The sequence below is a fragment of the Bradyrhizobium sp. CCGB20 genome (assembly GCF_024199855.1).
In the GTDB taxonomy this organism is placed as follows: domain Bacteria; phylum Pseudomonadota; class Alphaproteobacteria; order Rhizobiales; family Xanthobacteraceae; genus Bradyrhizobium.
In genome coordinates this window covers 1,600,947-1,625,545 of sequence record NZ_JANADN010000001.1, presented here as the reverse complement: position 1 = coordinate 1,625,545, position 24,599 = coordinate 1,600,947, and the positions used below count along the sequence as shown (strand labels likewise).

Below are 24,599 nucleotides of genomic sequence, written 5' to 3'. Positions count from 1 at the left end.
TGCAACAAGCGTGAAGCTGGTCCAGCAAAAGGTGGAGACCATTATGCGAGACTTCCTGATTTCCGTTGCCATTCTGACCGGATGCTTCCAACTTTCAGAGGCAAATGCGGAGAGGCTTCTTGTCTCAAAATCCGACGGCTTGACCTATCGCTCGATCCAGGAGGCCGTAGATGCATTGCCGGCCCGAGGCGGCGACATTCTGATCGCGCCGGGCATCTATCGGGAGAAGATCAGGATTGGCAAACCTGCCGTTCACATCAAAGGAACCGGCAAGAAGCCGGAGGACACGGTGGTCGTCTATGGCGACGGTGCGATTAAGGCGGGTGGAACCATTCATTCCGCCACCATGGACGCGTCTGGCGACGACTTCCGGCTCGACAATCTAACGATCCAAAACGACTACTCCCTGAATCCATCCAATCCGCCATCACAGGCCGTGGCGCTGTCTCTTACAGGAGACAAGGACGTGATCACTCGCGTTCGCCTGCTCGGCGCACAAGACACACTATTTGCCAATATGGGGCCGAACGGCCGAACGGCACGGCAATACTTTTCAGACTGCTATATCGAGGGACATGTTGACTATATATTTGGCAACGCGAAGGCCTATTTCCAACATTGTGAACTTCACGGCATCGCCAGCCAAGCTGTGGTATATACCGCACAAAGCAGAACTTCGCCGGACGAGGACAGCGCCTATGTTTTTGACCGTTGCACTCTGACCGCCGATTCCGCCGCACGTGCCATCACCCTCGGACGCCCTTGGCGCTCTTACGCTACGGTGATCTTCTTATCCACCAAGATGAATGCGCCGGTGATGGCGGACGGCTGGAGCGAGTGGAAACTTGGCAAGACCAACAGACTAAAGACGGCTTACTATGCCGAATACGAATCCACCGGAATCGGCGCCAATCTTAGAGGACGTGAGCCTTACTCCCATCAGCTGAACGACAGCGAAGCTAAGCAATGGTCCCTCAAAGCTTTCTTTGCTGATGACACGAACTGGCTACCGAGCTCATCGTCAAAATAGGAGCTATGGGGCGGTCGTCGCGGACTTTTAATCCGTCCATGGCGAGCTGCGTCACATCCCCCTACGCGATTAGGCCCGGACGGTGCAACATGAGCCATGCCAAATTTCGTCTTGGGTTTAGTCAAGTGCGGGTGCTACAACGAAGCGAAGAGTACTATCGTGGCGCAAGGCCGTTCAGAGCTTTGCTTAGGGGCTGACGGAATGCACCCGCACAGCCGTCCCATGCACGAGACGATAGCGGGCCTTGTCCGCCCCGCAACGGCGGCCACACGCCGGAAATCACGACATTCGCATTTTCCACTTGCCAGGTCGCGCTATCGGAAAATCGCACATCGTCCAGCACAATCTCAAGGGCATGGTCTCGATCAAGCCCGTGCATAACCAGCGCACCATCACCGCCACGCACGTGGCGCAGAGTGATCCGTCGGTAGACCGGAATTTTGTTGCCGTGCGCCTGCACGTCATAGCGTGTATCGAAATTGATCGGCCATCGATTGCCACGCAGACACACATTCTCATAGGTCACCCCCTCCACCAGACCGCCCCGTCCGACATCGCTCTTAATGCGCACGCCAAACGTCGTGCCGTCTAGGGTCAGGCCGTGCACCAGTATGTCGCTAATACCTGAGCTTACCTCACTGCCGATCGACATGCCGTGCCCCCAGCCGAAGTAGTTGTCGGTAATGGAAATATGCCGGGTGGGCCCATTGCTGCCGGCTTTGATAGCCACATTGTCGTCTCCAGTACGGATCTGACAGTGAGTAATCGTCACATCCTGGCTGGCGCCGAGATCGATGCCATCTGTATTGCGGGCGCCGGCCGGTGTATCGATCGTAACGCCCCAGAAGGTGGCACTTTCGACTCGGTTCATCGCCACGTGGAAATTGGGCGCATTGCGGAGTGTGATGCCGTGGAAGGTAATGTCATTGGCATGGTCGATCTGGATCAGGCGAGGGACGTTCTGGTTGCCGCCCTCGGCCTGCGCACGCCGGGCCAGTTGCCACCAACTCTCGGTGGCACCAACCATGAGCGCCCCACCTTGACCGTCGATGATGCCCTCGCCATAGATGCCGCCTCCACGTGCTTTTGAGAAGCTGATGAATGGCCGGCAGCCGTCGCCCTTGCCTTCGATACGACCACAACTTCCGCGGCCTTTGTCATAAGCATTCGGCTGGGCAAGTGCCATAAGAGTGGCGCCGCCCTCGATCCAAAGCGTTACTCCCGATTTCATCTCGAGCGGGCCGGACAGGAAGATCCCGCCTGTCAAATAGACGGCTGAGCCAGGAGGGCACTGAGCAACGGCGTCTTGCAGCGTAACTGTATCGTTTTCTCCGGACGGCGCTAGGCGGGCGCAAACATAATTGGGCGCGACAGGTTCGGCGACCGTGCGGCGATCTCTCGCCTGTGCGGGCAGGCACGTGATGGCAAGCATGGACAGCATTGCCCCACAGCGCAAACGGACTAGCATCAAAACACCTTCCCATCTTTCGGCGCTACATACGCGGGCTGATCTACTCCGAACGTCGCAGGCGAAGTTGCTTTACCACCTGGTAGGGAGCAGTGGCGTGATGAAATAAATAGCGGTTCTGTGGTACGTCGACGCGATAAGTATTGCTCGCTTTCTTTTTATCACCGGCGGAGCGGCGCAGGTCAGAAACCCGCAGTGCTGGCGATCGTGACGAGTCGACCGATGGCGTCGCGCTTACTCAACGGTGACGGATTTCGCGAGATTGCGCGGCTGGTCGACATCGGTGCCCATCACAACGGCCGTGTGGTAGGCGAGCAGTTGCACGGGAATGGCGTAGACCATAGGCGTGAAAGCAGCCGCCATGTCCGGCATTACGACCGTGGCGAGCGAAGCGACTGCCCTCTCAGCCGCGCCCTTGGCGTCCGTTACCAGGATGATGTTGCCGCCGCGGGCGGCGACTTCCTGCATGTTGGAGACGGTCTTCTCGAAAACGCGATCGTGCGGTGCAATGACAACGACCGGCATGGTCTCGTCGATCAGCGCGATTGGCCCGTGCTTAAGCTCCCCGGCAGCATAGCCCTCGGCGTGGATGTAGGAGATTTCCTTTAGCTTCAGCGCGCCTTCGAGCGCGAGCGGGAAACTGGTGCCGCGGCCGAGATAGAGCACGTCGCGCGACTTGGCAATTCTGTGCGCTAGCTTCTCGATCTGCGTTTCGGTGGTGAGCGCGTCCGCCATCAGGCGCGGGATCTCCACGAGGCCGTGCACGAGCTTGGTCTCGTCCTCCTCGGACAATTCGCCGCGCGCCTTGCCGGCAGCGACAGCGAGCGAGGCGAGTACCATAAGCTGGCAGGTGAAGGCCTTTGTGGACGCGACGCCGATCTCCGGACCGGCGAGCGTCTCGAGCACCGTCTCGCTCTCGCGCGCGATCGTCGAGGTCGGCACGTTGACGACGGCGAGCGTGTGCACGCCCGCGGCCTTGGCGTAGCGGAGCGCGGCGAGCGTATCGGCGGTTTCGCCCGACTGCGAAATGAAGATGGCCAGATCGCCGTCGCGCAAGGGAGACTCGCGGTAGCGAAACTCGGAGGCGACGTCGACGTCGACCGGCAAGCAGGCGAAGCGCTCGAACCAGTATTTGGCGACATAGCCGGCGTAGCCCGCCGTGCCGCAGGCCGTGATTGTGATGTGCTTGATAGCGCGGAAATCGAACGGCAGCTTCACGGGCAGTGATAGCCGTTCGGAAGCCATGTTGACATAGCGGGCCAGCGTGTGGCCCACGACTTCGGGCTGCTCGTGGATCTCCTTCGCCATGAAATGGCGGAAATTGGCCTTATCGACCAGCGAGGTCGAGGCCGCGTGCTTGATCTTGTCGCGCTGGACGGGGCGGCCGTCCCCGTCGAAGATGGCAACGGTGCTCCGAGTCAGCACCACCACGTCACCATCCTCGAGATAGATGATCGTATCGGTGAACGGGCCGAGCGCGATCGAGTCCGAGCCGAGGAACATCTCGCCATCGCCGTAGCCGACCGCGAGCGGCGGACCGTTGCGAGAGCCGATCATCAGGTCGCCTTCGCCCGCGAAGATGAAGGCGAGCGCGAAGGCGCCGCGCAGCCGGCTCAAGGCGAGCCTCACCGCCTCCACTGGCTTGTTTCCGCGCGTGAGCAGGTGGTCGACCAGATGCAGCACGATCTCGGTATCGGTCTCGGTCCGGAACACCTTCCCCTTCGCTTCGAGCTCCTCGCGCAGCTCGCGGAAATTCTCGATGATGCCGTTATGGACGACCGCGACGCGCTCGGTGGCGTGGGGATGGGCATTGTGCTCGGTCGGCTTGCCGTGAGTGGCCCAGCGGGTGTGCCCGATGCCGGTCGTGCCCTTGAGCGGCTTGTCACGCAGCCGCACCTCGAGATTCTTCAGCTTGCCTTCGGCGCGACGGCGATCCAGGCGATCGTCTTCGAGCGTGGCAACACCCGCGGAGTCGTAGCCACGATATTCGAGCCGCTTGAGCGACTCCACCAGTTGCTCCGCAACCGGTTCGCGACCGAGAATACCGACAATCCCGCACATTTAAATCACTACCCCCGAACTCACTAAACCAACTCTCAAAGCCGCTTCGCCTTTGTGCGACACTTGATTGGTTTGATAGTTTTGATTCCACGACTCGCTGTCGCGTCATTTAGGCTTATGATGCCTACGTGTGAGGCCGTTTCAGCTCTCTGATCTCGCCAAGCTGTAGCGCAGCTTCGGTGAGCGCGATCGAATACCAACACGTCACGGCAGCAAAGACAGCGACGGTTTCCAGGTGAGTAAAACAGACATGCACGAGGCGACGGATGCCGCATCTCATCGCGAGCCATGGCATGCATGGCCTCTCCCGACCTCGATGATAGCAATCGTAGTCGCAATAGAGCTGCCGCGTGGACATTTCTCGTAGGTAACCGATCCCTAGGGATCGATGACACTCGGCGCAATTCGATGAACTGCTAGGCGTCCTGTGATTGACCAATATGAACTTCATGGTCGCTCACGTTGCGCTGAGATTCTTCATGATGATGCACCTGTCAGATCATCAAGGATGGGTCGCTGCTGTCAAAATGAAGCGCATAGCTGGCTCGACGCTATCGCTCGTACTCGCCGCACAAAATGAAGCCCGACCACTTTTGATGGCCCGGCAGAAGTCAGCCTCGGAACGCTACTGCACGCCGCGCCGACTTCCGTCGGCAGAGGGAGGGCTCCTGCCGACGGTCCATTTGCGGCGAGGGCATTCGCCGCTAGCCATAAATCCTTTACGAATGAAATCTGGCGTTGCCTTTTCCGTTCGACTGACCCAGGGAAGGAACTCGGCCTGATGCTCGTCGGCGCGAGGATTTGGCGACCAACGCCCAGCCCTTTGGCTGCCGCCGATCGCCGCGAACGGCCAGTGTTAGCTGAGAGACCATCGAAAAGCGCGGCCAGACTGAACGAGCGCGCGGCTTGACACGCGACGTATACGGAGAATGTTTTTTCCTGCCTAGGCAAAGATCGATAACCATCGTGATAGGATCGAACCGACGCTTTTGTTATGCGACGTCCTGCAAAAATGGTAAAATCGATTGTGTTGATGGGCCATATCTACACAGTGGATCATTTGGTGACGTTGGCGATTTTGTGCTTCTGGAGCGTATGCGCGGAAGCTGAGCGGAACCATGCGCCCTGCGCCCATGTGAGCCGCGGCAAGCGCTGACGCCCACCAGGTGGAGATAAACGATACGCGGCGAGACGATTGTGCACAAAGAACGAAGAGCAGGATGCGGCGCCTGTGATCACAGGACTCTCCCAGTCGAGGCTCTAACTTGGCGCCACGCGCGTTGTTCGGCCGAGCCAGGCGCGGAATGAGCGGTGAGAGACGGCAACGTGCGGCCCGACGGACAGCAGTGCAGTACCTCCCCAGCGTCGTTCGACGGGCGGATCGCGCATGGTCGCCAGCCAAGCCGCACGGTAAACGCTACACCAGCCTTGTTACAGCCAGGACCGGCCGGAAAAAGCCAATTTCAACATCTGACGTTTTCGAATCAATAAGCTCGGGTTTGCCCGGAGGACCGTCTTCAGGTTGGTTAAGGGGCTACGATGCCGGGTGGATAAGAGAGCTTGATATGAAGGAAGGAGCAATGCCATCGGTGGTGACACGCTACGACTAACTTGTAACGAACTGCCCTCGACCAACTCGCTTTGTATATCCCAATGGCTGGCTGCGCTTAGTGAGCCCACGCCCCAATCACCAACTGATGCTTGCCTAGTCTCTTCTTCGCGCCCATATGCACCGTGGGATAGACGACGTCAGATTCTATGGGCAGGGTGAACTGCAGTCGCTCCGGACTATTCGGGTCCAATCCTGGACCCGACTCTCGTAAGCCGACCACCATACTATTTGAGACAGATCTGGCCATGCTGACTCTCGGGTACCTCGTTGCTCCGCTTAGCGCCTCGACGGCGCTGATGATCAAGTTGAGGACCACCTATCGGACTTATAACTCAATTTGCCCGAATGAGTCGCCGGGCTGTGACGAGCGCTGAGTCACGGGCGGCACCATTCGCCTGCACGCGCAGCATTCGCTCGCGCTGTCGGTTTCGAAGCTATTGCTCATGCGCGTCGCGTTCGAACCGCGCCCACCATACTCAGTCGCTCTCCTCGGGCAGGCGATAGATTGAGGCAAAGCGCAGCAGCCGCAGATCACCTTCGTGTTCGTCCGCGCCGCGAACTGCAACCACCTCAGTGTGGTCACGTCACGCAATCGGTGAGCAGCCCCCTTATCTAGAGCAGCAATCGGGCGAACCCGGGCTGATCATCAGCGTCATCGCTTGGCGAGGTGGACCAGCCGTCTATGAGGACGAGCTCGGCGGCCTTCTTGGCTTGGCCCGCGCTCGCTTCGAGACGGTGATCCGCGCGATGGCGACATAGACGGCCGGCAGCACGAACAGCGTGAACAGTGTGCCGATAGCCATGCCCGCTACGACCACAAGTCCGATCGAGAAGCGGCTCGCGGCGCCAGCACCCGTTGCGGTCAATAAAGGTAAAAGGCCCGTGACCATCGCCGCAGTGGTCATCAAGATTGGACGGAGTCGGACGCGCGCCGCCACTTCGATGGCCGAGCGACGATCAAGTCTCTTATTGAGCTGCAGCTCATTGGCAAACTCGACCATCAGGATACCATGCTTGGAAATCAGCCCGACCAGTGTCAGCAATCCGACCTGAGTGTAGATGTTCATCGTCGCCGCACCAAAAAATAGCGGGATCAAGGCGCCGACGATTGCCATCGGCACGCTGACCATGATGATGAAAGGATCGCGCAGACTTTCGAACTGCACCACACGCACCAAGGAGATAATGACGACTGCAAACGCAAAGGTGATGGCAAGTTGGTTACCTTCCCTCAGATATTGGCGGGCATCGGCGAGGAAGTCGTGATTGTACCCTTCGGGCAGCTCCTTTGCCTTTTCGTCTAGGAAGTCCACAGCCTGACCGATCGTGACGCCGGGCATCGGTACGGCCTGGAAGGTTGCGGAGTTGAGTTGATTGTAGTGGGTGAGCGCGTTAGGATCGATCTTAGTCTCAATGGAGACCACAGTTGACAGCGGCAGCATCGCGCCAGATGCAGCCTTCACATAAAACTTCCCAAGTGATTCCGGGGTCAGGCGGTGCTCGCGCGACACCTATGGGATCACCTGGTAGGAGCGGCCCTCTAGGTTGAAGCGGTTGACGTAGTTTCCGCCAAGTAGGGTCGCAACCGCGCTCCCGATGTTCTGCATGGTGATGCCCAGCCCATTTGCCTTAGATCGATCTACCCTCATTCGTACCACCGGCTGCTTGAACTCAAGGTCAGAGTCGCTGACCATGAACAGACCTCTCTTGCGCGCGGCATTCTTCAGCTTCGACATTTGCTCATAGATGGACTGAAAACCCAGCGTCGAGTTGATCACCATCTGCACCGGCAAGCCGCCCGAACCACCCGGAAGCGGCGGCAGGCTAAAGGCAAATGCATTGGTACCTTCATTTTTGGACAGCTCCGCCTGCACTAACGGCTTCAGCGCGATCGATGAGCGTTTGCGCTCGTCCCAAGGCTTGAGCAACATGCCGGCCATGCCACCCTGCGCACCGCTGGTGCCGCTCACGAAACGCAAGTCGGTCTCGGGAAACTTCTGAAACGCCTTGTCGAGCTTACGGCGTAATAGTCGAGGTAGTCGATATTCGCGTATTTGGGCGCCTTAGTTAGTACAAATACGATGCCCTGATCCTCCTCGGGTGCGAGTTCCTTGGACGTATGCATGTAAAGAAAACCGACGAGACCTAGCATGGTCAGCGCAAACAACCCGGTAACCGGGCGATAGTCGAGCGAGCGGTCGAGCTTGCGGCCGTACCAGCGTGTCATGGCGCCGAACACGCGGTTTACGAATCTTGCAAACCGCCCCTCCTCAGCACTCTTCAGGAAAACCGCGCACATCATCGGGGACAGCGTCAACGCGATCACACCCGACACGATCACAGATCCCGCCAGCGTAAACGCGAATTCGCGAAACAGCGCACCGGTGAGGCCGCCGAGGAACCCGATGGGCGCGTAGACAGCGGCCAGTGTAATCGTCATCGAAACGACGGGGCCGACGATCTCGCGCGCCCCTTCCCTAGCGGCCTGCGTGGGCGTCGCGCCTGCTTCCAGATGGCGATGAATGTTCTCCACCACGACGATCGCGTCGTCGACGACCAGGCCGATCGCAAGCACCAAGGAGGGTCAGGAGATTTAATGAAAAGCCAAGTGCCAGCATCATGCTGCAGACACCAACGAGCGACAGCGGCATGGTGGCGACGGGAATGATGACCGACCGCAGCGAGGCGAGGAACAGAAAGATCACGACATAACGATCGCGACGGACTCAATGAGCGTCTTTCCCACCTCATCAATCGACGATTGAATGAATTTGGGGAGTCGTAGGCCACTTTCATTTTCACCGATGGCGGCATGTTGCGTTCCATTTCCGGAAACAATGCCCGAACGCCTCGCACTATGTTCAGCGGATTTCCTTGAGGGCTCGCCTGCACGCCGATAAAAATTGCGTGTTCGCCGTTCATGGCGACGCTGACGTCTGCGGTCTGCGCGGCAAGCTCGACTGTCGCGATGTCCTCTATGCGAACAAAGCCGTCATCGTTGGCTTTGACGACCATGCTCTCGAAGTCATCGACACTCCGCAGATCAGTATTGGCCGTCACGTCAGAGACGATGAAATAGCCCTTGGCCTGGCCGGCTGCGGCCTGGAAGTTATTGGCGGCGATTGCAGCCGAAACATCAGCCGGTGATACGCCGTGCCCTGACATTCTCGCAGGATCGAGCCATAGTCGCATCGCAAAGCTTTGGCCGCCCAGGATGTCTACCGCTGCGACGCCGTCTACGGTTGACAAAACCGGTTGTACCATGCGCGAGAGATAGTCGGAGATCGCGCTTGCTGTTAGCTCCTCGCTGGAGAAGCCGATATACATGACAGCTGTCGTCTGACCGGTAGATTTGGCGACGACCGGATCGTTCGATTCCTTGGGGATTAAGTATCTGACCGAGTTGACCTTCGAGAGGACTTCGGTGAGCGCCTCGTTTGGATCGAAATTGAGCTTGATGTAGACTTGGATCGTCGAGGTACCGAGCACTGAGGAGGAGGTTGTGTAGTCGACGCCCTCGGCCGAAGCGACCGCCTGCTCCAATGGGGTCGTGATGAACCCCTGAATCATGTCAGCGGAGGCGCCCGGATAGGAGGTCGTAATATTGACGACCGTGTTCGACAGCTTGGGATATTGCCGAATCGGCAAAACGGTGGCCGCGCGAAGGCCTATCAGCAGGATCAGAAGACTGACGGCGACAGATAGCACCGGACGTTTGACGAAAAGTTCGGTAAATGCCGTCGCAACGCTCAGATTCAAGAGACTGACATCAGCTCGCAAGCAGACTCGGGCCACCGCCACAGTGATAAATGCGGCGACTGCGATTATGCCCGCAGCATGAGTAAAGCAGGATCGTTGCTTAAAGGCTCGTGTTCATGCGCAACACCTCTCCCTCCACTGGGTCAATCGCCCGGTGGCCGGCTCGAAACACTAGAACAGAGCGCCTGAAGAAACCCGAAGAGGACGCTCGGAGGCCCGTCACGTCGCAGCAGCCAATATCCACGTTCATCTGGATCTGGCTTCAGCAGGCAGAAACAGAGCGTTGATGGAGCTCTGACGCGGAAGTCGATTCGCGTATTTCCAACTTCGTCCTCACGCTTCAATGGCAGGTAACAGCCTCCAGCAAACGCATCAAGTCAGATGTCAGCTTTGTGCCGCACGCCGATTGCTTCGAATTATCCCGCTGCGACGCCCGAAAGTAAGAACAACTCGACAGGTGTCTCGACCCTACAAAGGTAAGCGGGGCGATATAGAATTGGTTGCTAAACCTATACTAAGGTTGCCGACAGGAACTGCGCGAGACTTGCGCGGTGATCCCGGCGCCAAGAGGATCAGTCTCTCAAATGCATTCTAGCGGCTAATAACGATCCTGGTCGTCCCCGACAATCCAACCGTGATCCATTCCACGGGCGGCTAATCCTACGAAGAAGCCGACGAGCATGACCGCGAATTGTCGAACACTTGAGAAACTGGAGCAGACATCCATGCGAGAGCAATCCTATTGCTCAATGTGTTAGATGCCTTGTTCGCCCCTCAATTCATCCATAAAATGAATGCGCTCCATCATAGAAATCTATTTTACCGATCCGATTAAACGCTGCTACTCAAAGCGGCGGTTGAGCTTGGGGTCGGAGGAAGTCGTGAGGATTTTTCGTCGACTGTTAAGTGCAGCCGCACGAGATCGCCCCGTTTGCTCGTCGCTCAACGTTGAGCTCCGGAAGGGCATTACGCACGGTGGTTCAGCGATCAGTAGGCAGGCAGCCACCCGCGCGCTGGAGGCCGCCCCATCGCAAAAGGATAATTCGTGCGCCAGAACGATGCATGAGGCAGCTATGACTATGACAGCGTACGGATCCGTAAACTCTAGGGCATTGGAGCGCTTGAACCAAGCATATCGAGTGATGGCATTTTGCTTCTTTACGCAACTCCTTCGATACTTCGCTCTTTCCCTACGCAAATTCGCACACTCACTTCGACGGAAGGCTGATACTGATCCACGTACCCCCCCTGCACGATCGCCTGGAGAACATCCACGGCACGTTCGTAGCTGCAATTCGCGGGTTCAATACCTTAAGCAGAGGATAGAGCTACAAGTCGAAGAGGTTGCAAGACTTATCTGCGATGACGAGAGCGCGCTTGAGGCGACTCTACTCCTCAATGCACTCACAAGCGAGCTGGTAGCGGCGAAACTCGGCATTTGCCCGGAACTCAACGAACAAGCCGACGGTGCTGTCATAGCAGGGGGCGCGAACCGTATCGAACAGGACCATGGTGCACTGTACGAGCCCGAACAGCTTTCGCCTCTGGGGACATTTTTTGATAATGCAGTCTTGGAACTTCCACCAAGTATGCGAACTCCTGCCAACCGGACAGAGATCGCCAAACTTGTTTTAGGACGCTCATCTATTTCACAAATTGAGCTGGGTCTTCTTATTAAGTTTATAATCGCCCTTGTCGCTGCTGCTTGATGACACTAATCGGCCACTTGCCGGCGCCTCACGCTAAAGAATCCAAACTGATGCGATTAAACAGATATCAATCATCCTTCACATCAATGTGGACGGCTCGAGACTTTCCAAGATGGCCATCAGCAGATCGCGGACATCTAGTTCTGCCAGCCAATCGCCGAGTCCCTGCCAGGCCGGACTGATTCCGGGCGCCGCCGGCGGTTCTGCCCCGACGGACGATAGAGGGAACATCGTAGGGAGAACTCTAGGCAGGACGAAATGCCACGCATCTGCAGGATCACAGATGCCCGCCTCCTTGTCGATGCTCTATCGACCCAGCACCAGTGCGTAAAGTACGCTTGCTCGTAGCGCCCCAAGTTGCGAAAGTTCAACTGGCTGCTCGAATCGCGAGGAGAACAATGGCTAACCATGTGGCAGCGCATAACGATAAGACGAAGCGCCACACCCTTACTCTGAATCGATCGCGCCAGTTAACTAGCTCCGACGCGCAACCGGTGAAGCAGCGCCCCCGCACGACGTCGATCATCTGACTGTAGCCGTCAAACCCAAACTGTGCGCGATGTTTGCGGATGTACTTGATCCGATCATAAGGTGAGAAGCAATAGGCCCATATCTTTTGCGCCTTCTCTTGTTCGTCGTCCTTACGTCGGCCGCATTCGTCAGCTAGGGGATAATCGGCTGCGGGCGTCATGATGCTGGTGGGCAGCGTGTGCAATTGGAACATGGGCTGAGGCATGGTGCGTACCCTTCATATTCTGCGCTCCACATCTACGGCGTGACGTTACGTGAGATTCAAGCCAATTCTTGTGATGCCTCCCAAATCTAGTGGGCTCCATCGGCGGCACTACTCTCATTGGCCAGCCTGAGGAGTCGCCTTCCAATGGCGACGCGGCAATTGCTGACGTCAACGTTACCCGACAGCGGATTGTTCGCTTCGCCTCGCAAGCGCCACCGCTTCTCACGCCATCGTCTCTGCCTATCCCCGGCCGTTTTCGTCCAATCGGCGCGGATGGACGGAGAACGGAACGTTCTTGTCTTAGGCCCGCCCGTGATGGCGCCCTCCTGGCGACGGATCAGTTGAGGTCCGCTTCTGCCTTGCGATCTCTCGAAATCGGCACGGCCCTCCGCGATTCGGCGTGGTGAGCCACGAGATCGTCTCTCATTCCTTTGTCGCCTTGCGCTCTCGACATTGCGAATGATGCCGCCGCCATACCAATCCACACAATTTTGTCAGGCGCGCCGCTTAGAGGCTTGTATCGTACGTAGCGTCACATTGTACGGTCTCGAACAAGTGGCGGCGGTTCCGGAAAGGCCAACGTCTCCAGTAGCTCAAGGATCGCCAATGTCTCAGCTCGTTCAGACCTACCCCGCACGATCTCTCACCCAACAGTGCGTTTGCCGATCCCCTCTATACGGTGAATTTCCGACTGCGCCTGCATCCGATACGCCACCGCTCCAGGCGTCTCGGCAGAGACCGACACAGCACGTCGTGATGACAATAATGGACGTGCAGTGCGTCTCGAGCGCGAGTAGTAATTGACTCTCCTTTGTCGCGTTCCGATACATATTCGCTCAACTTGCAGCGATTTTGACGATTGCTCGAACCAGCCCCCCAGTAGATCGAAATGCGTCTGCCGCCACGAGCGTGGCAACTCTGCCCATTTGGCCTCCCTTCTTAACAAAGCCGCTGATTGTCCTGCACGACGTACAACACGGCGCCAAATACCTATCAAAGAGGATATCGTGACTCGAAGGCATCGCCCCCTCTCGCATTGGGCCTCTAGAGCAGGTCAACATGCAGCAGCTGTCCTAGTTTTTTCGGCTTCGACCGCTCTGATATCCGAGCGCTCCGTCGCCCGAGACCAAACAGGGACAGAGCAGGAGCGACGGGCCTGCACCGCGGACGTGTTTCGGCTGTGCAGCAGCGTCATACCAAATGTCGAGGCAATCACTGCTTGTCTCCGAACCAACTTCGCCAGCTTGAGTGACCAGTGTCGCTACATAATGTCAGCACGGGACAGCGCGAAAGTAAAAGACGGCCCGAAATAGCCGCCTCGCGTAGCTTCGAGGGTCGCGGCGGCGTCGCTCGCAACCTGATCCGAAGAGCTGTCACTGATGTCTCGCCTTTATCCGACTAGCGCGGGTATTTGCTTTTGGACCCACCAGCCCTCGCGTCGGGAATCCGACGTTGTTTGGATGAATAGGCGCATGCACACGCTCCCATTCGATACAGTTATGATCGCCAACAGGGGCGAGATTGCTCTGCGCATCATCAAAACCTTGCGTAAGTTAGGGTTACGATCAGCAATCGTTTACCACGACGTCGATTCTGGCACGCCTGCTGTTTCTATGGCGGACACTGCAATCGCCATAGACGGCTGCTCCCCGCTCGCAGCCTATCTGGATGCCGAGCAAATCATCGCTTCGGCCGGCAGAGCAAATGCCGGTGCTTTGCATCCTGGATATGGCTTTCTGTCGGAGAGCTCGGAGTTCGCGCGCGCCGTTTCAAGTGCAGGCATCGCATTCATCGGGCCCACCTCCGAAAACATCGCACTAATGGGCGATAAAGTCCACGCTCGCAGATTTGTTCAGCGGAATGGATTTCCGGTCGCACCTTCGGCTATTGAAGACGACGATCCAGAGACCTTCACTTCCAGAGCGCGAGCGCTTGGCTTACCCCTGCTGGTAAAACCTTCCGCGGGGGGCGGCGGCAAGGGCATGCGGATCGTTCGCAATATGGACACCCTTGATGACGCGATCGCTCAAGCACGCCGTGAGGGGTTGCGGTACTTCGGTGACGGTCGGCTTTACGTCGAGCGATATGTTGAGCGGCCGCGCCACATCGAAGTGCAGGTGCTAGGGGATTCCTTCGGAAATGTGGTCCATTTCTTCGAACGGGAGTGCTCCGTGCAACGCCGGTTCCAGAAGATCATTGAGGAGACACCCTCGCCTGCCTTGTCGCCACAATTACGGAAACGGGTCTGTGATACAGCGGTCGGCATCGCTCGTAGCGCCAACTATCGAAGTGCAGGAACTGTCGAATTCATCTTTGATGGAAACGAGTTCTACTTCCTTGAAATGAATACCAGACTTCAAGTTGAGCATCCCGTGACCGAAATGGTCACCGGCGTCGACCTTGTTGCCGAACAAATCCGCATAGCTGCGGGTCACTCTCTTGCGTTTTCACAAGCCGATATCGTCTCAAGAGGCCACGCAATTGAGTCCAGGCTATATGCCGAAGCTCCTGAGCGCGGCTACGCTCCGACGACTGGCAAGATATTAGTGCTGAAGTATCCGCAGAGCGAGGGCCTGCGAATTGACAGCGGCATCGTCCAAGGTCAGCAGATCACGACAGCATTCGACCCCATGCTCGCAAAGATCGTGGTACATTCGACCACACGCCGTGCCGCCGCATTGATCTCAGAGCGCGTGTTGCGCGAGTTGGTGCTTCTTGGTTGCGAAACAAACGCAGACTTTCTCGCGCGTGTGCTGGCAGACGAGACCTTTTTGAGCGGACAGATCCATACCGGGTATCTGGACGAGAATCCGCACCTCGCCGTCAGCCAGTCTGCGAGCGACCTCCCAGCCGTCTTGGCAGCCGCTGCACTGCTGACAAGGTCCGTTCGAGATTCGGCCGACGCCGTGCCCTTGCTTCACGCAGAGCTCGGCAAGTGGAGAAACTGACATGAAGCATTCCTTTGCGCTTGGTGTCGAGAACTATGAACTGTGGCTCTCACCTGGACAGCACGGCTATCGTCTTCACTTGAAGGACGAGGCAATTTCGCCGGTTACGTTTTCACATCAACGCAACGGCAGCGGTACTCTTGTCATTGCGAGCGATACCGTTCCGGTCCACTTCGCAATCGACGGCGATATTGTTCACCTGCATATCCGTGGCAGAACGCACATATTGACGTACCGTGATCAATTACGAACGCTTGCCTGCCCAGACGAGGAGCCGGGTCACCTTGTAGCACGCGCACCGATGCCCGGTGTCGTTATCGCGACCAAGGTTTCGCGTGGCGACGTTGTTTCCGCGGACGCGATCCTCATGTTGGTCGAGAGCATGAAGCTGGAGTTTGTCGTACGCGCCTCTCGGGGCGGCGTTGTCGAGCGCGTTCACTTTGAAGTCGGCGAAAGCTTCGAGCGAGACTGCGCGCTCGTTACGATTTCCGAAGTAGGACGCTGACATGCAGCGGATTGTTTCTCGGGCGGACACCCGCTCGCAAGACTTTCGCATCAACGAGCTCCACAACCGACAGCTTGCGGCCGAGCTGAAAGAACGCCAGCGTTCCGCTCGCTTCGACCGACCAGCTCGAAAAACTGAGCGTCTGCGGCAGAAAAATAAGCTATTCGTTCGTGATCGGATCGAGGCGCTGCTTGATCCCGAAACTCCGTTTCTCGAGCTTTCGACTCTGGCTGGCAACAACGCCTATGATGGCGAGGTACCAAGCGCAGCGCAGGTTGTCGGCATCGGCATCGTAGCAGGTCGTGAGGTCATTGTTCATGCAGATGACGCCAGCGTGAAGGGCGGCGCTTGGTATCCGCTATCCGTGAAGAAGATCGTGCGGGCATTGGATATCGCGATCGAGAACCGCCTGACCGTCGTCCATCTGTGCGACTGCGCTGGCGGGTTCTTGCCTCTGCAAGCAGAGTTTTTCGCCGACCGCTATCACGCAGGTCGAATCCTGCGCAACCAAGCAATGCTCTCCAAGATGGGCGTCCCTCAGGTCGCGATAGTCATGGGGCACTGCACCGCGGGAGGGGCCTACGTACCGGCGCTGAGCGACTACAACATTATTGTGCAGGGGACCGGAGCGATCTTTCTCGGCGGCCCTCCAGTCGTAAAAGCCGCTACCGGAGAGGAGATATCTGCCGAGGAGCTTGGTGGTGCGCGCATGCATACGAGCGTCTCGGGAACGAGTGACTACTACGCGACCTCCGAGATGCACGGGATTGCCATTGCGCGGGAGCTGGTCGCTCGCATGAGTCGTCCAACGAAGGAAGCGGTTGTCCGATCCCCTTCGGAGCCACCCGCCTACGATTCATCCGAGCTGTACGGCATCCTTCCAAAGGACCCTCGCACTCAGTTCGACATGCGGGAGATCATCGCCCGGCTGGTTGATGGTAGCCGGTTCCATGAATACCAACCACGCTACGGCCAAACCCTGGTATGCGGGTTCGCGCGCCTCCATGGCTATCAGGTCGGCGTTATCGCAAACAACGGCGTGCTGCAGAACGAGAGCGTCCTAAAGGGCGCTCACTTCATCCAACTCTGCGACAAAAACCGAACGCCCCTTCTGTTCCTGCAGAACACCACCGGCTTCATGGTGGGAAGGGAATACGAACAGCGAGGCATTACCAAGGACGGCGCCAAGCTCATCATGGCCGTCTCTGGAACATCAGTGCCCAAACTCACAGTGATCTGCAACGGTTCCCATGGAGCGGGGACCTACGCAATGGCTGGTCGAGCCTTCGATCCACGGTTTGTATTTTCCTGGCCGCAATCTCAGATCTCGGCCATGGGGGCGGAGCAAGCGGCTGGCGTGCTCACCCATGTCAAAGCACGGCAACTGGCCCGCAAAGGCCGGCGTTTGACTGACCAAGAACTAGCAGCCATTCGAGAGCCAATCTTGGAAGAATACCGAAAACGATCGAGTTCTTACTATGCAACTTCCGAGCTTTGGGATGACGGCATTCTTGATCCCGTAGATACCAGAAACGCGCTCTCGATCGCCTTGAGCGCCTCGCTCAATACCCGAATTGATGCGCCACATTATGGCGTATTCAGAATGTAGCGCCGAGACTGACGGAATGCAGAAGCCTACACAACATCACCTTCCATCGTGTGGACGAATTTTCTCGGACAAGAGAGGAGATCCCTCCTCTTGGCCGATCGTCTTAAATCGATCCGACGCGCCACCTCCCTCCGACGAACCGCACTCGTTTCCTGACAAGAACACGCTCACAAACCGCGAAATGCCGAAAGTACGAACCATGCAGTGCCCGAAGTGTCATGCCAACGATCAATCCGCGTCGCATGATCCCTGGAGCGGTCGTTCGGTGATCGCTTGCAAGGCCTGTGGTGCCTTTGTCGAAGGCGAGTTGGCCGAGCGCGAGAGAGCATACGCCATAGTCGCGAACGTCGTGGCGTCTCGCCTGATGGGTGAGCACAAGGGGAACGCTCTGCCCGTTGCAAGAGAGGTCCTCGCGGCGTTTGACAAAGCGGGCCTGACCATCCGACGCGCCTGAAGCTGTACGAGCGAGCCAGTGCTCGAAACAGTTCTCCAGCACCTCGCCCGCAGGTGGGTCCTGATTAATTTTCCACTCGCGTCTGCGTGACCATAGCTGACGCATCCAGGTCTTCTTCGAAGAATGGACGAATCATGACAAGCGCCATTTGTCGCTGCGGGCCCCCTTCTCGGTCAATGCAGCTCTTCACGGGATGCAGGCGACAATGCCGATTCCAGGTCACACCACGACAACTATTGCTGCCGCATACATGCCCCAACCGGAGAAAATGTTCTGATGGTCACGAAGCAACTCAAACGTAGACACGATCCAAAGATGCGAGCGATGCCAACCGGGCAATAGGCGGCGTCATTACCAACAATAGCCACCGTCGATATCTCGCAAATCGAACTAGCTCCCGCTGTGTTTTGCATCGAAAGCGGGATCAGAGAAATGCTGATCGCGGGGTCCCGCGGTCAAACGGGTTGAACGAAAATCATGAGGGAAGTTCAATGGCAAAGCCAGTTGTGATTGTGGTTGGCGCGGACAAGGGTGGGGTCGGAAAAACGACCGTATCTCGAACGCTGCTTGACTATTTCAGCGCTAATAACGTTCAGACCCGCGCATTTGATACCGAGTCGCCTCGCGGAACGCTGAAGCGCTTCCACCCCGCGATCACCGACATCGTGGATATGACGAGGACCGCGGACCAGATGAAGATCTTCGACACGCTGAACTCGGGCCTATCCGTCACCGTGATCGACGTGCGCGCAGGACTGATGTCTCCAGCCCTCGCGTCGCTGCGCGATATAGGCTTCTTGGACGCGGCGCGATCAGGCCAAATCACCTTTGCCGTATTCCATGTCTTGGGATCGTCTATCGCCTCGCTCGATGAGATCGCCGAGACGAGCAAGTTCATGGGCGGCGCAAAATACTTCCTGGTCAAGAACTTCATCAACGACACGCAGTTCTTCCAATGGGACCAGTCTACGTACAATTCCTATTTTCACCGCATCAAAGACGCGACCGATCTAACGATCCCAAAACTCAACGAGATGGCCTACGAGCAGGTTGAGGTTGCTTCCGTCCCGTTCGTCAGCTTCGTCGCGAATAAAGGACCGCACGATGATACCGAGAATTACTCCTTTGTGCTGCGTGGGTACGTCCGGCATTGGCTCGCCAATGTCTGGCGCGAGTACGATCGCATCAACCTGACAGAGCTCGCCGGCGCCAATTCGGTAACCCGCGAGGGCGAAAGATAGTCCCTCAAGGACTTTACGCCCCACTGGATCGCAATCTTGGTAACTCCGGTCTACATCATCTGCTCTGCGAGCCCGCAGGTCGGCAAGACGCTGATCGCGCGGCTCCTGAGCGAGTTCCTGCTTTTGAAGAACGGTACGGTGCTCTCCTTCGACATCAACCTGAAGGAGCCGTCGTTGCTCGACTACCTACCCGCCATCACTGAGACAGCAGATGTCATGGACACCTATGGCAAGATGCAGCTGGTCGATCGACTGATTCTCAATGATGGCGTGGCTAAGGTGATCGACCTTGGCTTCCACGCTTTCGACGAGTTCTTCAAGATGTGTGGGGAGATCGACTTCGTGAGCGAGGCGATACTGCACAACGTGGTACCAATCATCATGTTCGTAGCTGACCTCGACCGCGTCTCAGCGCGCGCCCATGAGATGCTACGGTGGCAGGTACCGCCACGCATCTTGATTACCGTTCACAACGAATTCGTGGTCCGCGGCGAATTGTTCGAGACGATGGGTCGGGGCCGCTTGCTCCGGTTCGCGGCGCTTCCGGTGTTTCTGAGTACTTACATTCGCAGATTTGGCTTGTCTTTCACCGGCTATCTACGCCACGAGAAGGATTCGTCGACCGAACTGCACCAGTGGATTCGGCGGAGCTACACCGTCTTTCGTGATCTCGAGTTGAGTGTGATACCACAGTGTTCGTTTTGAGCCGTGCCCCACGCCGACACGGGAAATGCGGTCGATCGGCTTCACGAGATGTAAGGTCCTCATTCAGAGTCGGGCATGATCTGACCCGGGGGTCGCGACCTACCAAACCTAAGCTAGACAACACTTTGCACACCAAAAAGCCAAAGACAGTACGACGAATAACGTACGTCTCGAACGCCTTCGCTGTGCAGTTTTGCGAGACCGTCGTTTGGCTATGTCAGCCTCACAGAGGTGATACACAATCCCGACCTTCAAATAGGCGCGCAGACGAGCGCGGGTTCGACGCCCCGGGTATGAGCAGCTAAGAACCACATTTAGGGATGAGGAATGGCCGATCTCTGCACACTGATTGAGCGCAACGCAGCGTTTACTCCTAACAAGCCCGCGATCCACTTCGAGGGTGAGACCTTAACTTACGCCGACCTAAGTCGACGCATCAACGGTGCAGCTCGGGCTCTGAAAATTACGCTCGGCGTCAACAGAGGCGATCGCGTCGCACTGCTCGGCCTCAACCGCCCCGATTATCTCGTTCTCCTGTACGCTTGCGCGCGGCTCGGCGCGATATTGGTACCATTAAATTGGCGGCTGGCCTTCACCGAGCAGCTTTTCATCTTATCCGACGTCGGCGCCAAGGTTCTGGTTGTTGAGCTAGCTTTTGGCGCAGTTCTGCCGATTCTAGAAGAGACACTGCCCCAGGTTGCGATTGTGGGCCTCGACTTTGCGGCTCCCGGAGCCAGCGCCTGGGATGACCTATTGGATCAGATACAGCGGGACAGATGCCACGACCCCTGCGCGAACCTCGGTGACCCGCTTCTGATCGTCTACACTTCAGGGACCACAGGCCGGCCGAAGGGAGCTGTGCTGCGCCAGGAAGCCCTGTTTTGGAACGGCGTGATGAGTCAGCATATGCACGCCCTCACATCCGACGACCACGTGCTCGCCGTATTACCACTTTTCCACGTCGGCGGGCTCAACATACAGACGACGCCAGCACTACATCTTGGCGCGACTGTCACCATCCACTCAAGGTTTACGACTGACGCTACCTTTGCCGCACTCAAGCACGATCGGCCGACTTTGACCGTCCTGGTGCCTGCGATCATCCAGGCCTTGACAGGGGACCATAGGTGGTCGACGGCTGATTTGTCGTCATTGAAAGCCATCTCGGTGGGCTCGACAACCGTGCCACAGCCTCTGATTGATCGCTTGGTTACAAGCGGGGTGACCGTACTCCAGGTGTACGGCTCGACGGAAACGAGCCCCATTGCGATCTATACGAGGCTCGGGGGTGACCTTTCGCGGGAGGGGTCGACCGGCCTACCCGGACTTTGCTGCGAAGCGATCGTCATGGACGAGGCCGGTAACGAGGTGCCCGCGGGGACGCCGGGTGAGATCGCAGTGCGCGGGCCCAACGTTTTGCACGAGTATTGGGGCGATCGAGCCGCCACGCGTGAAGTGATGCATGACGGCTGGTATCGTACTGGCGACATCGCTAGTCGCGACGCCGACGGTTATTTTTGGGTTCATGACCGTAAGAAGAACTTGATCATTTCTGGTGGCGAAAACATCTATCCGGCAGAAGTCGAACGTGTACTTTTGGAGCACCCTGATGTTGCACAGTGCGCCGTCATCGGCCGGCCGGATCCGCAATGGGATGAGGTACCGGTCGCGTATGTGATCAAGCGATCCGGAGCCCAGATTAGCGCGGAGGCACTCCTAACACATGTGCAATCGCATCTCGCGCGTTTCAAAGTGCCGCGGGAAGTCATTTTCACGCAAGAATTGCCACGAACCGCCTTGGGCAAGATTCAGCATACTTTGCTCAAACAACTCAATGCTCGATCAGCCGAGCAAGACTTCAGCGATTGACAATCGAAACCTCGCTTGCTTGCACCGTTTCCTGTGCCACCCCAATGATGCTCACCCGCGCGCGGCCGCGCCATGCGCGCCTAACTCTCACGCGATGCGCACTTGATGGGAAAAGCCGACCCGTTGCCTCAACATGACTTCGGCTGACGGCTCGTTTGCACCGTCTTCAGCTGCCGAAGTCTGCCCTTGCTTGCCTGCTGCTTGCCTTGCTTTTGGCGTCTCAAATGAAAGACATCGTGCAGGAGTGCCGCTTATGCGACTTATTCGGTATACCAGCACTGGCGTCTATCACGCTGATTAGTTAGTTTGCGCCAGCTCGCGCCTGCCGCAAAATTCAAGGGGTTTCGCTTGAGTGGCGGGCCATTACGCTAGGCGCCGATATAGCGCAGGGCCAACCGCTTTTCCCTCCGGGCTACTTCGTCTCGCTCCCGAAACACCGTTGGCCACGGACCAGATCAACGGCAGCGGTTACACAACCTCGCCAACTTTTCCGCACGAAAGCTGATGCACTTGTGACGTTTGTCAGGTTTTGCCGATTTGTCGCTTCAGCAACCGCGCGAAGGCGCCACACTTGCCGCCTATGTGGGCGGCCGAACGTGCTCGCCGATTCGAGGGCAGACTCCACATCAGACAACAGGACCCATCGATGCCTGGTATTTCGGTACGAAAGGGCGCTCGAACAAACAGCAGCTCGGGCAGCTTTCCGGTTGTTCTGGTCCCCGATCCTCTTGCACCATGGCCGATCGATTTGAACAGTCTGAGTTTTCCAAGGTACCTTTCTCCGGACCCTTGGCCCGGCGTCCGGAATTCTCTGCAAATATGTGAACTGACGTTAAATATGGCGCTCAAGATCCATCCCACGTTCACTCACTGCATTTCGAGTTGTCATCGCCGGATCAGAGAGGTGCACAACCGAATGGCTGGCACATTCATCGCAATTTGATCCTTCTCGACCAGTACACACTCGGCCGCAAGCGCCTTTGGACCCAGCGGGTCACGCGTTGCATATGTCAACCTCGCACTTAACCGGACATTAAATGACCGAGCCACTATCGCCTTAGGTTTTGCCGCGGCGCTTCAGCAACGCCACTTCGCGTCCTCAAAGGCTCGTGCAGATAGTAAAAACTGAAAGAGATTGACGTGGGTCAGATTATACCGCCGAACTGGAGGACCACGATCCTGCACTGCTTGTCGGATCGCGAACCTTTTTTCAATTCCGTCCTAGTCTTCCTCGCAAGAAAGCGCCCATTACATGGGCGTTACTTGACCAGTCTAGACCGCCTCTCTCTCAGGCGATGGCAGCGCTGGCTGCTGGTCGAGCCCCTTTCGGAAGTCCTGACCCTCGTTCTTGGCGGACTGATTCTAGCGATGGCATTTGCGGTCTCCACTATTCGCGCTCCTCTGCAAGAGGATTGGCTAAAGGCCTCCAGTGTCACAGCGTGTCTGTTTGACCAGGCCGGTCTTCCGATTGGTCGCGGAACGGTTGACCATGGCGTTTCGGTCCCTCTCGAGGGCTTTCCCGACGCGCTGATCAAGGCCATGCTCGCAACCGAGAACCGCGACTTCTACGACCAATTCGCCATCGACTTTGCGGGCGCTCTGCGCGCTTTCCTGATGATAACGCAGAACGATCGCGTTCACCAGGTCGACTCTTCGATCACCCGGCAGCTCGCCCGGAGTCTGGTTTCAAACCCTAAGCGCAGTATCGAGGACACGGTCAAAGAGATCTTGCTTGCGGCCTGGCTAGAATGGAACCTGACGAAAGATGAAGTCCTGAGACTGTACCTGAACTGCGTCAATCTGGGTGGTGATGCGCTGGGTGTCGACGGCGCCGCCCGCTTTTACTTCAATAAGCCGGCCCGTCAGGTGAATCTCGCTGAAGCTGCGAGGCAGGGCGGCCTGATCCAGGCGCCGACGAGTTATGCCCCTCACTTCGAATTGACCGCTGCGCGTGCTCGCCAACGCGGTGCTGGACAACCTGGTCGAAAACCGGGTTCATGACTGAAGATCAAGTGCTCAGCACGCTCCAATGCTGCAACAGTAGTCGTAAGAGGCAAGGTGAATTCCCCGAATTAGCATTGTCGCTCAGAGATCCTCGGGCACTGGGGACCGAGGCACCCGCTCTGAAGCCCTTATCGACGTAGGCGAAAACAGCAGGTGGCCCCATCACGCATCGAACAACCACCTTTTCGCGCGTTTCCGAATGCTCGGTGCATCTGGAGAAAACGAAAGCAATGGCCGTCACACGCTGGAATCGATTTCCATCACGTGAGGGCAACAATCTTCTCTAAAGTTTAATAGAACACCGCACTTAGCGAAAGTTCTGACGACACTTTGCACGGCCGCGGTCATCATGGCTTCAACAAACACCTGTATAGACCATTAGCAATCGCGTCCTAAGAGCTGAATAACTATCGATGATCCGCTCGGTTAAGGGCCCGCTTGCGACCTACCATTTCTGACCAGCGGCGAGCCGTTGCTCGGATAATCTGTTGGAGTTTAGTATTCATGGATCACACTTCACTCAAGCACGAGACTCTGGTCCGCGTGGCGTTTGAGAAGTCATGGCGTTTTATTGAGAAAGATCCATTCTTGACGCATAATGCGGAGTCGTTGCTGCGCGCTCGCTTGCGAGTCTACCTGGAACGTTCATTGAGAACAGGTGAGAAGAACGTACTGCATCTGGCCAACAGCGCTATTTGCAATCTGCGAACCGAACTGGGACGACGCCCCGAGGCATAGCGTCGCGCTCACTGGAGGCCGCGAACTTGGGCCGCAACTCCAACTGCTCTCATCTTCGCCCTTCCGCAGGGCTACAGCCCTGGTAATTGCAGCTCTCAATGCTCTGTCCTTCCTCCCAATCTGTACCGTCCACTGAGGACACGGCCAGAGT

The 24,599-nt window shown here is 57.3% G+C and carries 12 protein-coding genes and 1 pseudogene; 9 read left to right on the top strand and 4 right to left on the bottom strand.

Translation table 11 applies throughout. From position 1 onward, the window contains the following. Positions 1 to 43 precede the first annotated feature (43 nt). Complete coding sequence (locus tag NLM15_RS07465; RefSeq protein ID WP_254116355.1) at positions 44 to 1,030, top strand: pectinesterase family protein; 987 nt, start codon at positions 44 to 46, stop codon at positions 1,028 to 1,030. Positions 1,031 to 1,184: 154 nt separating this feature from the next. On the opposite strand, the gene NLM15_RS07460 is transcribed toward NLM15_RS07465, so the two are convergent. From NLM15_RS07460 to NLM15_RS07445, 4 genes and pseudogenes are all read right to left on the bottom strand, one after another. Next, positions 1,185 to 2,462 (bottom strand): glycoside hydrolase family 28 protein, encoded by a 1,278-nt coding sequence (locus tag NLM15_RS07460; protein ID WP_254116354.1) that lies wholly within the window; start codon positions 2,460 to 2,462, stop codon positions 1,185 to 1,187. Positions 2,463 to 2,732: 270 nt separating this feature from the next. Then, positions 2,733 to 4,559 (bottom strand): glutamine--fructose-6-phosphate transaminase (isomerizing), encoded by a 1,827-nt coding sequence (gene glmS / locus NLM15_RS07455; RefSeq protein ID WP_254116353.1) that lies wholly within the window; start codon positions 4,557 to 4,559, stop codon positions 2,733 to 2,735. 2,224 nt (positions 4,560 to 6,783) lie between these two features. Then, positions 6,784 to 9,924: pseudogene (locus NLM15_RS07450) on the bottom strand (efflux RND transporter permease subunit). Positions 9,925 to 12,006: 2,082 nt separating this feature from the next. Further along, entirely contained in the window at positions 12,007 to 12,375 is a 369-nt protein-coding gene (locus NLM15_RS07445) for a hypothetical protein (protein ID WP_254116352.1), read from the bottom strand. 1,499 nt (positions 12,376 to 13,874) lie between these two features. Between NLM15_RS07445 and NLM15_RS07440 the strand changes: the two genes are divergently transcribed. The 8 genes from NLM15_RS07440 (at position 13,875) to NLM15_RS07405 (ending at position 24,448) form a co-directional block, all read left to right on the top strand. Next, positions 13,875 to 15,323, top strand: a complete 1,449-nt coding sequence (locus NLM15_RS07440) for an acetyl/propionyl/methylcrotonyl-CoA carboxylase subunit alpha (RefSeq protein WP_254116351.1) — start codon at positions 13,875 to 13,877, stop codon at positions 15,321 to 15,323. Between the two features lies 1 nt (position 15,324). Beyond that, positions 15,325 to 15,828, top strand: coding sequence for a biotin/lipoyl-containing protein (locus tag NLM15_RS07435; RefSeq protein WP_254116350.1), 504 nt, complete (start codon positions 15,325 to 15,327; stop codon positions 15,826 to 15,828). 1 nt (position 15,829) lies between these two features. After that, positions 15,830 to 17,437, top strand: coding sequence for an acyl-CoA carboxylase subunit beta (locus NLM15_RS07430; protein ID WP_254116349.1), 1,608 nt, complete (start codon positions 15,830 to 15,832; stop codon positions 17,435 to 17,437). A gap of 945 nt (positions 17,438 to 18,382) precedes the next feature. After that, positions 18,383 to 19,132, top strand: a complete 750-nt coding sequence (locus NLM15_RS07425) for a hypothetical protein (protein WP_254116348.1) — start codon at positions 18,383 to 18,385, stop codon at positions 19,130 to 19,132. A gap of 33 nt (positions 19,133 to 19,165) precedes the next feature. Then, complete coding sequence (locus NLM15_RS07420; RefSeq protein WP_254124169.1) at positions 19,166 to 19,837, top strand: hypothetical protein; 672 nt, start codon at positions 19,166 to 19,168, stop codon at positions 19,835 to 19,837. Positions 19,838 to 20,164: 327 nt separating this feature from the next. Beyond that, positions 20,165 to 21,706 (top strand): class I adenylate-forming enzyme family protein, encoded by a 1,542-nt coding sequence (locus tag NLM15_RS07415; protein ID WP_254116347.1) that lies wholly within the window; start codon positions 20,165 to 20,167, stop codon positions 21,704 to 21,706. Between the two features lie 1,263 nt (positions 21,707 to 22,969). Further along, entirely contained in the window at positions 22,970 to 23,707 is a 738-nt protein-coding gene (locus NLM15_RS07410) for a transglycosylase domain-containing protein (protein WP_254116346.1), read from the top strand. 507 nt (positions 23,708 to 24,214) lie between these two features. After that, entirely contained in the window at positions 24,215 to 24,448 is a 234-nt protein-coding gene (locus NLM15_RS07405; RefSeq protein ID WP_254116345.1) for a hypothetical protein, read from the top strand. Positions 24,449 to 24,599 lie beyond the last annotated feature (151 nt).

What these genes read in the sequence shown, in the direction of transcription:
- NLM15_RS07465 (WP_254116355.1), top strand. Translation starts at nt 44, where the DNA reads ATGCGAGACTTCCTGATTTCCGTTGCCATTCTGACCGGATGCTTCCAA.
- NLM15_RS07460 (WP_254116354.1), bottom strand. Translation starts at nt 2,462, where the DNA reads ATGCTTGCCATCACGTGCCTGCCCGCACAGGCGAGAGATCGCCGCACG.
- glmS (WP_254116353.1), bottom strand. Translation starts at nt 4,559, where the DNA reads ATGTGCGGGATTGTCGGTATTCTCGGTCGCGAACCGGTTGCGGAGCAA.
- NLM15_RS07445 (WP_254116352.1), bottom strand. Translation starts at nt 12,375, where the DNA reads ATGCCTCAGCCCATGTTCCAATTGCACACGCTGCCCACCAGCATCATG.
- NLM15_RS07440 (WP_254116351.1), top strand. Translation starts at nt 13,875, where the DNA reads ATGATCGCCAACAGGGGCGAGATTGCTCTGCGCATCATCAAAACCTTG.
- NLM15_RS07435 (WP_254116350.1), top strand. Translation starts at nt 15,325, where the DNA reads ATGAAGCATTCCTTTGCGCTTGGTGTCGAGAACTATGAACTGTGGCTC.
- NLM15_RS07430 (WP_254116349.1), top strand. Translation starts at nt 15,830, where the DNA reads ATGCAGCGGATTGTTTCTCGGGCGGACACCCGCTCGCAAGACTTTCGC.
- NLM15_RS07425 (WP_254116348.1), top strand. Translation starts at nt 18,383, where the DNA reads ATGGCAAAGCCAGTTGTGATTGTGGTTGGCGCGGACAAGGGTGGGGTC.
- NLM15_RS07415 (WP_254116347.1), top strand. Translation starts at nt 20,165, where the DNA reads ATGGCCGATCTCTGCACACTGATTGAGCGCAACGCAGCGTTTACTCCT.
- NLM15_RS07405 (WP_254116345.1), top strand. Translation starts at nt 24,215, where the DNA reads ATGGATCACACTTCACTCAAGCACGAGACTCTGGTCCGCGTGGCGTTT.